Here is a 13,567-nt window from a genome sequence, read left to right on the forward strand (position 1 = left end):
GAGCGCTGGGCTACCGTTCCCCGCGCGAGTTCATCGCATCACGAGCAAACGAAACTACGGTGGCGATCGCGTCCGATAATTAAGGGGCTACAACAATCTCTCTGACCTGACTGTTCATTTCGGATCGCTCCTGTGGGCGATCCCCGTTCCCGAGGATCGATCTGATACATTTGAACGAGGTAATCAACGTTTGATTACCGATAGCGTTAACCGCGGAACCTTGATCTGGACGCCAGAAACATAGAGTTACCGTTGCGTGAGCGCGCCGGTGGCCAGGGCCTGTATCCAGTCGAGACAGCGCGGTGCTGTCGGGATGTCCTGTGCAAGATGGACGCCGCTTCTCCCGGGGCCGAAAGCCCCTGATTTTGCCCTTCTAGAGGCCTCCTGTTCGGGGTCTCGCCAGACGGGCACGGGACGTTAAGATTTCAGCAAGGATGGGCTGTCCCAAAACGGCGAGGGTCCAGTCACAAGCCTGTGCGCAGCCCTCACGTGTGGTCATGTCAGCCCCGGGCGGGACATGTGCGGCCACCGGGAGTCGTCCGCACCGCCGAATCCGGGCAAGGATGGCGCCGTCAGACGCGATGGCCTCCACGGCATCCCTGGCCGATTTCACAAAAGCGATTTTCACATGTCCGGCATCCTTCTCCTGCTGACGCAGTCGGTCGTCTACTTCATCGTCATGGCAGCTCTGTTTCGCTGCCGAGCCGTCCTCGGCCTTGGCGCGTTCTTTTGCGCCCTGGGGGTGATGCATTTCCTCGAGACCTATCTGGCGGCCGTCTTCTTCATCGAGCTGCCTTTCGGTTTGATCTCGCCCGGCTCGACCGTTCTTTTCTCCGGCAAGCTCGCCATCATCCTCCTGTTCTACATCCGCGAGGATGCGGAGGCGGTGCGCCAGCCGATCTATGGCCTTCTCATGGGCAATTTCCTGATGGTGACGCTGGTCGCGATGTTGCGGCTCTCGGGGCCGCCCGTGGCGCTGCCGGGCTACAATCCGGACCTCGCGCTGATCGACCAGATGGGCCTGCTGATGGTCTGGGGCACGACGCTGCTCTTCATCGACGCCATCGCGCTCATCCTCATCTACGAGCGCCTGCGCGGCCTTCTCGCGCGCTCCCTGGTGGTCCGGGCCTGGCTGAGCCTCGCCATCATCCTGTCCTTCGACCAGGTCGCCTTCTTCGTCGGCCTGCACTGGGTGACGGGAACGCCATGGAGCGCGCTGTTCGGCGGCTGGATCGCCAAAATGGGGGCGGCCGTCGTCTATGCGGCCTGTCTCGGCGTCTATCTCGCCGTGTTCGAGAAGAAGGCCGAGGAGTCAGCGCCGGAACCCCTGGCGGACATCTTCCACAAGCTCACCTACCGGCACAAATACGAGGTCCTGCTGGGGGCAACGAGCCGGGACGCGCTCACCGGCGCCTGGACGCGCGAGCGCTTCACGGCGCTCGCCCCCACCATGTTGGCCCAGGCCATCGACAGCGGCCGGCCCTGCAGCCTGCTCATGATCGATGCCGATCATTTCAAGCAGATCAACGACAGCCAGGGTCATATCGCCGGTGACGCCGTGCTGCGCCGGATGGTCGAGACCATTCGCGCCCATATCCGGGGCGATGATCGGATCTTCCGCTATGGCGGCGAGGAGTTCGTCGTCCTCGCCCCGGATCTCGGCGCGGCCGCGGCGACCATGGCAGCCGAGCGAATCCGCAAGGCTGTCGCGACCGAGTTCGCCGGTGATGGCGTCCCGGCGCCGACCATCAGCGTGGGCGTCGCCACGGCGCCGGACGAGGGCACGGGACTGGAGGGCCTGCTACGTCTGGCGGATTCGCGGCTCTATGAGGCCAAGCGTCTGGGCCGCAACCGCGTGGTGGCGGGCCCGGCTGTGGCCGGTGGCGGGCAGACCATGCCGTGAGACGGCGCCGGGCGGCCCGGCCGTTTGGCAGCGGGAGGATGTCGCGATCGGCTGCTCTTCTCGTTGCGCCGCCCTGAATCCCGACGCGTCATGCCAGCATGACCGCGGTGTCATCGCTGTTGCGCGGCGACCACAGTCCGTGACTCTCCCTACGGCAGGCCAAGTAAGGCACGGCAGCGCAGTGGCATTCCCTTGCGCAATCTGCTGCGGGGGGGCAAGTTTCGCGCGCTTTGAATCAAGGGGGGTCACCATGAAGTTGTACGCCATTACCGCTGCCGCCTTGCTCGGCCTCGCGAGCGGGGCCGGCGCAGCCGATCTCGGATCCCCGCGCAGCCCGGTTGCCATGGCTGCCACTGCGCCGGCGTTCAACTGGACCGGCTTCTATCTTGGCGGTTACCTCGGCGGCGCCTGGAGCACCTCGCGCCACGATTTCAGTCCCATCGGCACCCATGGCTCGGTCAGCCAGTCCGGTATCATTGGCGGTCTGACCGCCGGCTATAACTGGCAGATGAATGCCCTTGTCCTCGGTCTCGAGGCGGATCTCGGGCTGTCCGGCCTGCGCAATGCCACTACTGCCTTCTGCTGCTTCACCAACCAGAAATGGGACAGCTCGCTGCGGGGTCGCGCGGGCTTCGCCGTCGATCGGGCGCTGTTCTTCGTCACGGGCGGCCTGGCGGTGTCCGGTATCCAGGCGGGCGAGCCCGGGTTCAGTGTCGGCAACACCGTGACCCGTGCCGGCTGGACCGTCGGTGCGGGCGTTGAAGGCGCGCTGACGCCGAACTGGACCGTGAAGGCCGAGTATCGCTATGCCGATTACGGTCGCTGGGTCGGCTATGGCGGCGGCATCCCGCATCAGGTGACACTGCGGAGCCACAGCCTTCGCCTCGGCGTGAACTACCTCTTCTCCAGCGGTCCTTCCGCCGTGGTGGCGCGCTACTGAGCCGCCGCGCGCCGCGCAAACGACGAAGGGCCGCCCTCCGGGCGGCCTTTTTGTTGGCGCGATCCGGGAAAGCCAGGATCACGCCCGCTGTCATGGATTTGGAATGGTAGCGGGAGGCAGAGTCGAACTGCCGACCTCAGGGTTATGAATCCTGCGCTCTCACCAACTGAGCTACCCCGCCCCAAAAGGGCCGCAGGGCCGGCGCACCGGCCTTGCGAGAGCGCGGATATAAGGTCCGGGCCGAAGGGGTGTCAAGACGATCGCTGAGGCTTCTCGCCGCGATCTTTCAAGCCCCTGGCCAACACGTCCCGTGGGCCGGCCCGGTGGCGATGCCCTCAGGCCGCAGCCTTCTTGAACCGCACGAGCGTGAAGAGCCCGCCGAAGCCCGCCGGCTTCTTCTCGACCATGGTCAGGTCCTTCTCGCCCATCACGCGCTCGAAGGAGAAGTCGGGATGCCAGCCGAGCTTGTCGCCGAAGGGCGCGGCGGCCTTCTCGATCAGAGCGCGAATGCCGCCCTCGGCGGCGAAATGGTTCACCAGGATGACCTCGCCGCCGGGTTTGCAGACCCGGTTGAGCTCGGCCATGACGCCCTCGGGGTCCGGCACCACGGTGATGAGATACATGGCGACGACGCAGTCGAAGCTGGCATCGCCGAAGGCCAGGCGCCCGGCATCCATCTGCAGGATGCCCTCGACATTGGTCAGGCCCTCTTCCACCCGCTTGCGGGCGATCTTCAGCATGTCGAAGGACAGGTCGAGGCCGATGACCCGGCAGTCCTTGCCATAGTCGGGCAGGGCGATGCCAGTGCCGACGCCGACCTCGAGGATGCGCCCGCCGACGCGCGTCGCCGCGGCCACCGCCGCCTTGCGCCCGGTCGTGGTGATGCGACCGAAGATCGGATCGTAGATCGGCGCCCAGCGGGCATAGGCCTTCTGGATGGATTGGGCGTCGAGTTCAGCGGCTTGCATTGCAACCCCGGTCAGATCGTGGCCTGGAGAGTGGTGTGGGCGGCAGCCGGCCGCAGGTCCTGCCGCCGGCGGATGAAGCCGCCGCCGAGGACGCGGGCGGCGCCCGCAGGGCCGTCATAGAGCACGCAGGCCTGGCCCGGCGCCACGCCGTCCTCGCCGTCAAGCAGCTCGATTTCCGGGGCGCCGTCCACCATGCGCAGCAGGGCAGGGCGGGGCGGGCGCGTCGAGCGCACCCGGGCGTGGCAGGCAAGGGTCTCGCCCTCGGCGGGCAGCGCGTCGCCCAGCCAGTTGAAATCGCGCAGGCCGATCCGGTGGGTCGCCAGCGCCTCGCGCGGACCGACGATCACCTGCCGGCGCGCCGCATCGAGCCCGACCACATAGAGCGGTTCGGCCGCCGCGATGCCGATGCCGCGGCGCTGTCCCACGGTGAAGCGCATGACGCCGTCATGGCGCCCGAGCACCCGCCCGTCGACATGGACGATCTCGCCGGCCTCGGCCGCTTCCGGCTTCAGCTTCTCGACGATCGAGGTGTAGCGGCCGGTGGGCACGAAGCAGATGTCCTGGCTGTCGGCCTTGTCGGCGATGGCGAGGCCGAAGCGGCGGGCATGCTCGCGCGTCTCCGGCTTGGTCATGCCGCCAAGCGGAAACCGCAGCAGGTCGAGCTGGTCCGCCGTGGTGGCGAAGAGGAAATAGCTCTGGTCACGGTCGGCATCGACCGGCTGGTAGAGCCCGCGACGGCCGGAGGGCAGTGCGCGGCTCGCGACATAATGGCCGGTCGCCAGGGCGTCGGCCCCCAGATCCCGGGCGGTTGCCAAGAGGTCGGTGAACTTCACGTGGCGATTGCAGTCGATGCAGGGGATCGGCGTCTCGCCATCGGCATAGGACTGGGCGAAGCGGTCGATGACCGCCGCCTTGAAGCGCTCCTCGTAGTCCAGCACGTAGTGCGGAATGCCGAGCCGCTCGGCGACGCGGCGGGCGTCGTGGATGTCCTGGCCGGCGCAGCAGGCGCCCTTGCGGTGGATCGCGGCGCCATGGTCGTAGAGCTGCAGCGTCACGCCGACGACATCATAGCCCTGTTCGGCCATGAGCCCGGCCACGACCGAGGAATCGACGCCGCCCGACATCGCGACGACGACGCGCGTCGCGGAAGGCGGCTTGGCGATGTCGAGGCTGTTCCGCATGCGATCCGACGTGAGCTGAATGCCGCTATATAGGCGGTGCGGCGATCCGCGCAAAGCGGTGATGCCGTCTTGTGGCAGTCACCCGGCGGGGCTAAACGCCGCCCCATGGCTCCCCGCTACGCCCTCTATGCCGCCCCCGCCCCGGACAGTCCGCTCTGGCGCTTCGGCTCGTCCGTCATCGGCTATGATGCCGCGGCCGCGACCGATACGGCTTTCCCGGCCTCGCCGCCCTGCAATGCCGGTGACTGGATGGCGCTCACCGAGGAGCCGCGCCGCTATGGCTTCCACGGCACCCTGAAGGCGCCCTTTGCCCTTGCGGGTGGCGAGGACGAGGCCGGCCTGATCGAGGCCGTGATGCTGTTTGCCGAGCGTCGCCGCGCCTTTTCGGTTCCCCGTCTCGATGTCTCGCTGCTCAAGGCCTTCGTCGCGCTGACCCCGTCCGAACGGTCCGCCGAACTCGAAGGGCTCGCGGCGGATTGCGTCCGGCATTTCGACGCCTTCCGCGCGCCGCTCTCCGAGGCCGACATGGCACGCCGGCTGAAGGCGCCGCTGACGGAGCGCCAGAAGGCCCATCTCGACGCCTTCGGCTATCCCTATGTCTTCGAGGACTTCCGCTTCCACATGACCCTGACCGGCGCCTTGCCCGAGGACCGGCGGGAGACCATCCGGGACGGCCTTGCGGGCCTTTATGCGCCGGTGGCCGCGCCTCTGGCGGTCGACGCGTTGTGCCTCTTCAAGCAGGCGGACCGGGCAGGGCGCTTCACCATCCTCGCGCGCTTTCCCTTCGAGGGCTGATCGCCCGACCGTCTTGCCTTGCCGGGGAGCCTCGCTTAAGCCCGCAACGGCGGTTTCGCCGCGAGAATCCGCGGCGCGCAGACGGCAGGGCGACCATGCACGACATTCGCTGGATCAGGGACAATCCGCAGGCCTTCGACGCCGCGCTCGTCGCGCGCGGACGTGGGCCGCTGGCATCCTCCCTCATCGCGCTCGATGACGCCCGCAAGGCCGCCGTCTCGGCTCTCCAGGCCGGCCAGGAGCGTCGCAACGCCGCCTCGAAGGAGATCGGCCAGGCCATGGGCCAGAAGGACATGGCCCGTGCCGATGCCCTGAAGGCCGAGGTTGCTGCCCTCAAGGACCGCATGGCCGAGGCCGAGGCCGCCGAGAAGGCGGCGAGCGCCGAGCTCACCGCGGCTCTCGAGGTCATTCCCAACCTGCCGCTTGCCGACGTTCCGGTCGGCCCGGACGAGACCGCCAATGTCGAGCGCCATCGCTTCGGCACGCCGCGGGTCATCGCCGCGCCGAAGGAGCATTTCGAGCTCGGCGAGGCCCTCGGCCAGATGGATTTCGAGGCGGCCGCCAAGCTGTCCGGCGCCCGCTTCGTGGTGCTCAAGAGCAAGCTCGCCCGCATGGAGCGCGCTCTCGCCCAGTTCATGCTCGACCTGCACACCGACACCCACGGCTACACCGAGGTGAACCCGCCGGTGCTCGTCCGTGATCCTGCGGTCTATGGCACCGGCCAGTTGCCCAAGGCGGCGGAGGACATGTTCGTCACCCGCGAGGGCCTCTGGCTGACCCCCACCGCCGAGGTGACGCTGACCAACCTCGTGGCGCAGGAGATCGTCGCCGAGGACGCGCTGCCGATGCGCCTCACCGCCGCGACCCAGTGCTTCCGCTCGGAAGCCGGCGCCGCCGGCCGCGACACGCGCGGCATGCTGCGCCAGCACCAGTTCCTGAAGGTGGAGCTCGTCTCCATTACCACGCCCGACCAGGCCCTCGACGAGCATGAGCGCATGCTCGCCTGCGCCGAGGAGGTGCTGAAGCGCCTCGACCTGCATTACCGCGTCGTCACGCTCTGCACCGGCGACATGGGCTTCTCGGCCCGCAAGACCTATGACATCGAGGTCTGGCTGCCCGGTCAGAAGGCCTTCCGCGAGATTTCGTCCTGCTCGGTCTGCGGCGACTTCCAGGCCCGCCGCATGAATGCCCGCTATCGGCCGAAGGCCACCGACAACAAGCAGCCCGCGCCGCAGTTCGTCCACACGCTCAACGGTTCGGGGACCGCGGTCGGCCGCGCCCTCATCGCCGTGATGGAGACCTACCAGCAGGATGGCGGCGCCATCGCCGTGCCCGCCGTGCTCCAGCCCTATATGGGCGGCCTCACCCTTATCGAGAAAGCCTGATGCGCATCCTTGTCACCAATGACGACGGCATCCACGCGCCGGGCCTGCTCGCCGCCGAGCGCATCGCCCGCACGCTCTCCGACGACGTCTGGGTGGTCGCGCCCGAGACGGACCAGTCCGGCGTCTCGCACTCCCTGTCGCTGAACGATCCGCTGCGGCTGCGCGAGGTCGGCGAGAAGCGCTACGCGGTGAAGGGCACGCCCACCGATTGCGTGATCATGGCGGTGAAGCACATCCTGGCGGGGGAGGGGCCCGACCTCGTCCTCTCCGGCGTCAATCGCGGCCAGAACGTCGCCGAGGACGTCGGCTATTCCGGCACCATCGCGGGGGCCATGGAGGGCACGATCCTCGGCATTCCGTCGGTGGCGCTGTCGCAGTCCTACGGTCCCGAGAGCCGCCATCAGGTGCCCTACGAGACCGCCGAGGCCCATGCCCCCGGCATCATCCGCACCATCCTCGAGGAGGGGCTGCGTCCCGGCTCGCTCATCAACGTCAATTTCCCCAATCGCAGCCCCGACCAGGTGCGCGGCATCCGCGTGACCGCGCAGGGGCGGCGCGACCAGGAGATCCTGACGATCGACCCGCGCCATGACGGCCGCGGCAATCCCTATTACTGGATCGCCTTCGTGCGAAACCGCCATCGCATCGAGAACGGCACCGACCTCTGGGCCCTCGCCGAGGGCTATGTCTCGGTGACGCCGCTCGAGATCAACATGACCGACGAGCCGACCATGACGCGCCTCGCGGCGGTCTTCGCCGGCGACCGGGCGCCCGGGACCTGAGGCGGCGATGAACGCGGCGCCGGGACCGGATCATTTTCGTGCCGCTGCCGCTTTCGTCCTCATGCTGCGGCAGGCGGGCCTGTCCGACCGCCGCGTGCTCAACGCCATGGAGCAGGTGCCGCGCGTGCCGTTCCTCGACGAGGGGCATTTCGCGCTCGCCGACGAGGATGTGGCGCTGCCCATCGCCATGGGCCAGAGCGTCCTGCGCCCGACTCTCATCGCCGCCATGCTGGACGCGCTCGATGTCGCCCCGCACCACCGCGTCCTGCAGATCGGCACCGGCTCGGGCTACACCGCGGCGATTCTCGGCCGCCTCGCCAAGGAGGTCGTGACGGTCGAGCGCTGGCGGACGCTCGCCGACCAGGCCCATTTGCGCCTGCGCTCGCTCGGCTACGACATGGTCGAGACCATCTTCGGCGACGGCTTCGACGGCTTCGCCCAGCGCGCGCCCTATGACCGCATCCTGCTGACCTGTGCGGTGTCCGACCCGCCGCCGCACCTTCTCGCCCAGCTGGCGCCCGACGGTGTGATGGTGGTGCCGCTCACCGCCGGCGTCGTGGTCCGCACCGGCAAGGCCGACAGCCATGCGAGCCGCAACGCCTTCGCAGTGGCGCAGGTCGACCCGGCGGTCCATGGCGTCGCCCGCCGACTGTGAAAAAGACCTGACACCGAAGCAGCGCGACAACCGAAACTTAACCTGAACAGGTCATAAATCGTCCTGTCAGTGGTTGCGTACCGCGTGAGTGTTGCCATGGGTCTCCGTACCGTCTCCGGCTTGTCCCGGGCCGTCGTTGTGATTGCGGTCTCCGGGCTTGGCGCCGCCTGCAGCTCCGATGTGGCGCGCTTCGACGAAAACCCCTTCCGTTCCAGCCAGGTGGCCAGCGCGCCGCAGCCGAGCGTCTCGGCAGCGCCCGTCGCGGCCGTCGAGAGCCAGCCGCTTCCCTCCCGCGACTTCGTGGTGACCTCGCCGCCGCCGGCGACGGCCCAGGGCGGCTCGCCCTTCGGCCAGGGCGCCGATCCCGGCATGACTACCGGCACCGTGACCCCGCGCCCGGCCTTCGGCTCCTCCAACCCGCAGACGCCCGCCGTTCGCCAGATGGCCATGGGTCAGACGACGGCCGGTGGCCCGGTCTCGGCCGGCCGCGGCGGCTGGTCCTCCACCGGCGGCACCGCCATCCGCGCCGCTGCCGGCGATACGCCGGAGGCCCTGTCGCGGCGCTACGGCGTGCCCGCTGCCGCCATCGCGCAGGCCAATGGCATGTCCGGCAACCAGGCCTTCAGTGCCGGACAGAACGTCATCATCCCCACCTATTCCATGGCCAATGCCGGCCAGGCCGCCGCCGCCCCGGTTGCCGCGGCGGCGCGCCCGGCGACCGATCTCGTCCGCCAGCCGGCCGAGGCCCAGGCCCGTGCCCAGGCTCCTGCCGCCGCTCCGACCCGGACCGCTGCCGTCGCGCCGGCCCAGCAGCAGGGCCGCTTGTCCTGGCAGTCCGGCGCCCAGCCGGCGGCTGCGACGCCCGCTCCGGCGGCTACCGCTGCCCGTCCGGCTCAGGCCACCCGCGGCACCCACACGGTGACCGGCGGCGAAACCCTCGCCGGTGTCGCCCGTCGCTATGGCGTGCCGCGTGACCAGCTTGCCGCCGCCAATGGTCTCCAGCCCAGCCAGTCGCTGCGGACCGGTCAGGTGCTGCGCCTTCCCGCCGTTCAGGCCTCCACGCCGGCCGCCACCCGCCAGGCTGCCGCAACGCCTGCGCCGACGCCGGCGCCCGCCGCCGCTCCCACGGCCCGCCGCGAGCAGGCCCAGCGCGCCGTCGCCGAGGCCCAGGCCACGCCGGCCGGCCGCCAGGCCGACCCGCAGCCGACCGCCGCGATCCCCTCGCAGGCCGCCATCACCCAGTCGACGGCGCAGCCGTCGCCGGCCGCCGCTGCCGAAACCGCCTCCGCAACCGCCGAGGCTCCCGCTCGCGCCGCCAATGCCGAGCCGCAGTTCCGCTGGCCGGTGCGTGGCCGCGTGGTCGCCGGCTTCCGCGCCGGCACCAATGACGGCATCAAGCTGTCGGTGCCGCAGGGCACGCCGGTAAAGGCCGCTGAGGACGGCGTCGTCGCCTATGCCGGCAACGAGCTGCGCGGTTACGGCAACCTCGTGCTGGTGCGCCACTCCAACGGCTACGTGACGGCCTATGCCCACAATTCGACGATCGCGGTGCGCCGCGGCGAGCAGGTTCGCCGTGGTCAGACCATCGCCGCCGCCGGCCAGACCGGCAACGTCTCCTCGCCGCAGCTCCACTTCGAGATCCGCCGCGGCGCGACGCCGGTCGATCCGATGACATTCCTCGGCGCGAACTGAGGAACGAGGCGTCACCACCTTTCCCGGGGCAACCGGGCACGACTAGTCGATCGGTCCTCTCCTGCGACCTCCAAAGGGACCGGTCATTTTCGGGGCGGCACGGCGGTGCCGCCCCACTTGTTTTTCAGGGTCAGTTTGCGCCGGGATCAGGCCTCGAGGCGCACGCCAAGGCGGCCGGCCAGGTCCTGGACGAACTGCCAGGCGACGCGGCCAGAGCGCGAGCCGCGCGTGGTCGCCCATTCCAACGCCTCGGCGCGCATGCGCTCGGCATCGGCCTTGAGGCCGAAATGCTCCGCATAGCCCTCGACCATGGCCAGATACTCGTCCTGGCTGCACTTGTGGAAGCCGAGCCAGAGGCCGAAGCGGTCCGACAGCGACACCTTTTCCTCGACGGCCTCGCCCGGATTGATCGAGGTCGAGCGCTCGTTCTCCATCATGTCGCGCGGCAGGAGATGCCGGCGGTTGGAGGTGGCGTAGAAGATGACATTGTCCGGCCGGCCCTCGATGCCGCCTTCGAGCACCGCCTTGAGCGACTTGTAGGAGGTGTCGTCGTGGTCGAAGGAGAGATCGTCGCAGAAGACGATGAAGCGCAGGTCGGTGGCGCGCACCAGCGCCATGAGCTGCGGCAGGCTCTCGATATCCTCGCGGTGGATCTCGACCAGCTTCAGGTTGGCGGAGAGGCCCTCGGCCACCCTCTGCCGGTTGACGGTGGCATGGGCGGCCTTGACCAGCGAGGACTTGCCCATGCCGCGGGAGCCCCACAGCAGGGCATTGTTGGCGGGCAGGCCCTCGGCGAAGCGCCGGGTGTTCTCGATCAGCGTGTCGCGCGCCCGGTCGATGCCCTTGAGCAGCACCATCTCCACGCGGTTGACCCGCGGCACCGGATCGAGGCGCGGTCCGTCGGGGTTCCACACGAAGGCGTCGGCCGCCGCGAAGTCAGGCCGGGGCGGCGGGGCAGGGGCCAGCCGCTCGAGCGCGGTGGCGATGCGTTCCAGAAGAGCGTGGGAGAGGGGATCGGACACGGGATGCCTCCGGCGACGGTCGCGGTCCCATGCACCAGCGTGTGTCCCTGCGCAACCGGACCACTGGAAAGACAGGCGCGCGGCAGCTACATGAGCAGTCCCGACGCTGCGTCCGCGACCTTTCGTTGCGGGGGCGTGGCGGCATCGTTGCATTCGACGCCTTCGTGGCTATAGTCCGCGCCGAAATTCCGCCCTGCTGCGCCTCCGAGCGGGGCCTTCCCACGAGGATCCTTCATGTTCATTACTCCGGCCTTCGCCCAGACCGGTGCGGGCGGCACCAACGACATCCTGATGTCGATGCTGCCCTTCATCCTCATCTTCATCATCATGTATTTCCTGATCCTGCGCCCCCAGCAGAAGAAGGTGAAGATGCATCAGGAGATGATCGGAAACCTCCGGCGCGGCGACCAGGTGACGCTGTCCGGCGGCCTGATCGGCCGGATCACCAAGGTGGTCGACGACACGACGATCGAGCTCGAGATCGCCGACAACGTCCGCGTTCGCGCCGCCAAGCAGTTCGTCTCGGAGCTGCGCTCGAAGAGCGAACCCGCCGACGAGAAGTGAAGCCACTCCGCACCGGCCGACCCGCCGACAGCCGAGGATGACCGATCGATGCTGAGCTTCACCCGCTGGAAGGCGACGCTGATTCTCATGACCGCCTTCGCGGTCATGCTGCTGGCGACGCCCAACCTCATGCCGCAGTCTTGGGTGGACAAGCTGCCGCGGGCGTTGCGCACCCACATGACCCTCGGCCTCGATCTCCAGGGCGGCGTCGACCTGCGCCTGCAGGTCGATTCGGACGAGGTGCGGCGGACCATGCTGGAGAACCTGCGCGACGACGTGCGCCGCGTGCTGCGCGATGCGCGCCTTCAGGTCCAGAACATCGGCTTCCAGGGCAACGCGGTCGTCGTGCGCCTGCGCGAGGGCCAGAACGGCGACCTCGCGCTCACCGAACTGCGCAAGATCCCGCAGGCGATAGGCGGCGCCTTCTCGACCACCGGCCAGTTTGATTCCGAGGTCTCGCGCTCCGGTGACACCTTCACCGTCACGGCCACCGATGCCGGCATCCGCGACAAGGTCTCCCGCGCCGTCACCCAGTCCATCGAGGTGGTGCGCCGCCGTATCGACCAGCTCGGCACCACCGAGCCGGTCATCCAGCGCCAGGGCCTCGACCGCATCCTCCTGCAGGTGCCGGGCGAGAAGGACCCGCGCCGCCTGAAGGACATCCTCGGCCAGACCGCGAAGCTCGAATTCCGCCTCGTCGACCAGTCCATGACGCCGGAACAGGCGATTTCGGGCCGTCCGCCGGCCGACAGCGCCATCCTCTATGAGGAGGTCAAGGAGGGGAATCGCGTCGTCCAGCAGATCCCCTACGTGATCCAGCGCCGCGTCATCGTCTCGGGCGAGGAGCTGATCGACGCCCAGGCCGCGTTCAACGCCCAGCAGGCGGAATGGGTGGTGAGCTTCCGCTTCAATGCCTCGGGCGGCCGCAAGTTCGCCCAGACCACCACCGAGAACGTCAACCGGCCCTTCGCCATCGTCCTCGACAACAAGGTGATCTCGGCGCCGGTCATCCGCGAGCCGATCCTCGGTGGTTCTGGCCAGATCTCCGGCCGCTTCACGGCGGAGAGCTCGGCGAACCTCGCCCTGCTGCTGCGCGCCGGCGCGCTGCCCGCTCCGCTTACCGTCGTCGAGGAACGCACCGTCGGCGCCTCGCTCGGCCAGGATTCGATCACCTCGGGCACCCGGGCCGCGATCATCGGCTCGATCTTCGTGCTGGTCTATATCTTTGCGACCTATGGGCTTTTTGGCCTTTTCGCCAACATCGCCGTCATCGTGAACGTCGTCATGATGTTCGGCCTGCTCAGCCTGATCGGCGCGACGCTGACGCTGCCCGGCATCGCCGGCATCGTGCTGACCGTCGGCATGGCCGTCGACTCCAACGTGCTGATCTTCGAGCGCATCCGCGAGGAATCGCGCGCCGGCCGAAGCGTCATCGCCTCGATCGATGGCGGCTTCACCAAGGCCATGGGCACCATCATGGATGCCAACGTCACCCAGCTCCTCACCTCCATCATCCTGTTCTACCTCGGAACAGGCCCGGTGAAGGGCTTCGCGCTGACGCTCGGCCTCGGCATCGTCACCACCATGTTCACCGCCATCACCTTCACGCGCTACCTCGTCGTGCTGTGGCTGCGCTGGTTCAAGCCGGCGCGGGTGCCGATGTGACCGGACGGCAGGGAG

The 13,567-nt window shown here is 68.6% G+C and carries 12 protein-coding genes and 1 tRNA gene; 9 read left to right on the forward strand and 4 right to left on the reverse strand.

Annotated features, from left to right (window positions below; genetic code table 11):
- Window positions 1-628: 628 nt before the first annotated feature.
- Window positions 629-1,903 carry a GGDEF domain-containing protein gene (locus C8P69_RS09775; RefSeq protein ID WP_108176598.1) on the forward strand — a complete coding sequence of 425 codons (1,275 nt, stop codon included), beginning with the start codon at window positions 629-631 and terminating at the stop codon, window positions 1,901-1,903.
- A 250-nt stretch (window positions 1,904-2,153) separates the two neighbouring features.
- Window positions 2,154-2,843, forward strand: coding sequence for an outer membrane protein (locus C8P69_RS09780; RefSeq protein ID WP_108176600.1), 690 nt, complete (start codon window positions 2,154-2,156; stop codon window positions 2,841-2,843).
- 104 nt (window positions 2,844-2,947) lie between these two features.
- On the opposite strand, the gene C8P69_RS09785 is transcribed toward C8P69_RS09780, so the two are convergent.
- The 3 genes from C8P69_RS09785 to mnmA all read right to left on the reverse strand — a co-directional run bounded on the left by C8P69_RS09785 (window position 2,948) and on the right by mnmA (window position 4,992).
- Window positions 2,948-3,024: transfer RNA gene (locus tag C8P69_RS09785), tRNA-Met, on the reverse strand.
- 154 nt (window positions 3,025-3,178) lie between these two features.
- Entirely contained in the window at window positions 3,179-3,811 is a 633-nt protein-coding gene (locus C8P69_RS09790) for a class I SAM-dependent methyltransferase (protein WP_108176602.1), read from the reverse strand.
- 11 nt (window positions 3,812-3,822) lie between these two features.
- Entirely contained in the window at window positions 3,823-4,992 is a 1,170-nt protein-coding gene (mnmA, locus tag C8P69_RS09795; protein WP_108176604.1) for a tRNA 2-thiouridine(34) synthase MnmA, read from the reverse strand.
- A gap of 105 nt (window positions 4,993-5,097) precedes the next feature.
- On the opposite strand from mnmA, the gene C8P69_RS09800 reads away from it, so the two are divergent.
- From C8P69_RS09800 to C8P69_RS09820, 5 genes are all read left to right on the forward strand, one after another.
- The gene (locus C8P69_RS09800) at window positions 5,098-5,787 is read left to right on the forward strand and encodes a DUF1045 domain-containing protein (RefSeq protein ID WP_108176606.1); all 690 of its coding nucleotides are present in this window, start codon (window positions 5,098-5,100) and stop codon (window positions 5,785-5,787) included.
- A 95-nt stretch (window positions 5,788-5,882) separates the two neighbouring features.
- Window positions 5,883-7,172 carry a serine--tRNA ligase gene (gene serS, locus C8P69_RS09805; RefSeq protein WP_108176608.1) on the forward strand — a complete coding sequence of 430 codons (1,290 nt, stop codon included), beginning with the start codon at window positions 5,883-5,885 and terminating at the stop codon, window positions 7,170-7,172.
- Complete coding sequence (gene surE / locus C8P69_RS09810) at window positions 7,172-7,954, forward strand: 5'/3'-nucleotidase SurE (protein ID WP_108176610.1); 783 nt, start codon at window positions 7,172-7,174, stop codon at window positions 7,952-7,954. Before serS ends, surE begins: the two co-directional genes overlap by 1 nt.
- Before the next feature lie 7 nt (window positions 7,955-7,961).
- Window positions 7,962-8,609, forward strand: coding sequence for a protein-L-isoaspartate O-methyltransferase family protein (locus C8P69_RS09815; protein ID WP_108176612.1), 648 nt, complete (start codon window positions 7,962-7,964; stop codon window positions 8,607-8,609).
- A gap of 96 nt (window positions 8,610-8,705) precedes the next feature.
- Window positions 8,706-10,301: a LysM peptidoglycan-binding domain-containing M23 family metallopeptidase gene (locus C8P69_RS09820; RefSeq protein WP_108176614.1), complete on the forward strand. Its 1,596-nt coding sequence runs from the start codon at window positions 8,706-8,708 to the stop codon at window positions 10,299-10,301.
- Between the two features lie 146 nt (window positions 10,302-10,447).
- Here C8P69_RS09820 and C8P69_RS09825 read toward each other — a convergent pair whose 3' ends face one another.
- On the reverse strand, window positions 10,448-11,476 hold the full coding sequence (locus C8P69_RS09825) for an ATP-binding protein (RefSeq protein WP_108176616.1): 1,029 nt from the start codon (window positions 11,474-11,476) through the stop codon (window positions 10,448-10,450).
- An 81-nt stretch (window positions 11,477-11,557) separates the two neighbouring features.
- On the opposite strand from C8P69_RS09825, the gene yajC reads away from it, so the two are divergent.
- Both yajC and secD read left to right on the forward strand, forming a co-directional pair.
- Window positions 11,558-11,887: a preprotein translocase subunit YajC gene (gene yajC / locus C8P69_RS09830; protein ID WP_108176618.1), complete on the forward strand. Its 330-nt coding sequence runs from the start codon at window positions 11,558-11,560 to the stop codon at window positions 11,885-11,887.
- Window positions 11,888-11,935: 48 nt separating this feature from the next.
- Window positions 11,936-13,552, forward strand: a complete 1,617-nt coding sequence (gene secD / locus C8P69_RS09835) for a protein translocase subunit SecD (RefSeq protein WP_108176620.1) — start codon at window positions 11,936-11,938, stop codon at window positions 13,550-13,552.
- Window positions 13,553-13,567 lie beyond the last annotated feature (15 nt).

This window comes from Phreatobacter oligotrophus, assembly GCF_003046185.1.
Lineage (GTDB): Bacteria > Pseudomonadota > Alphaproteobacteria > Rhizobiales > Phreatobacteraceae > Phreatobacter > Phreatobacter oligotrophus.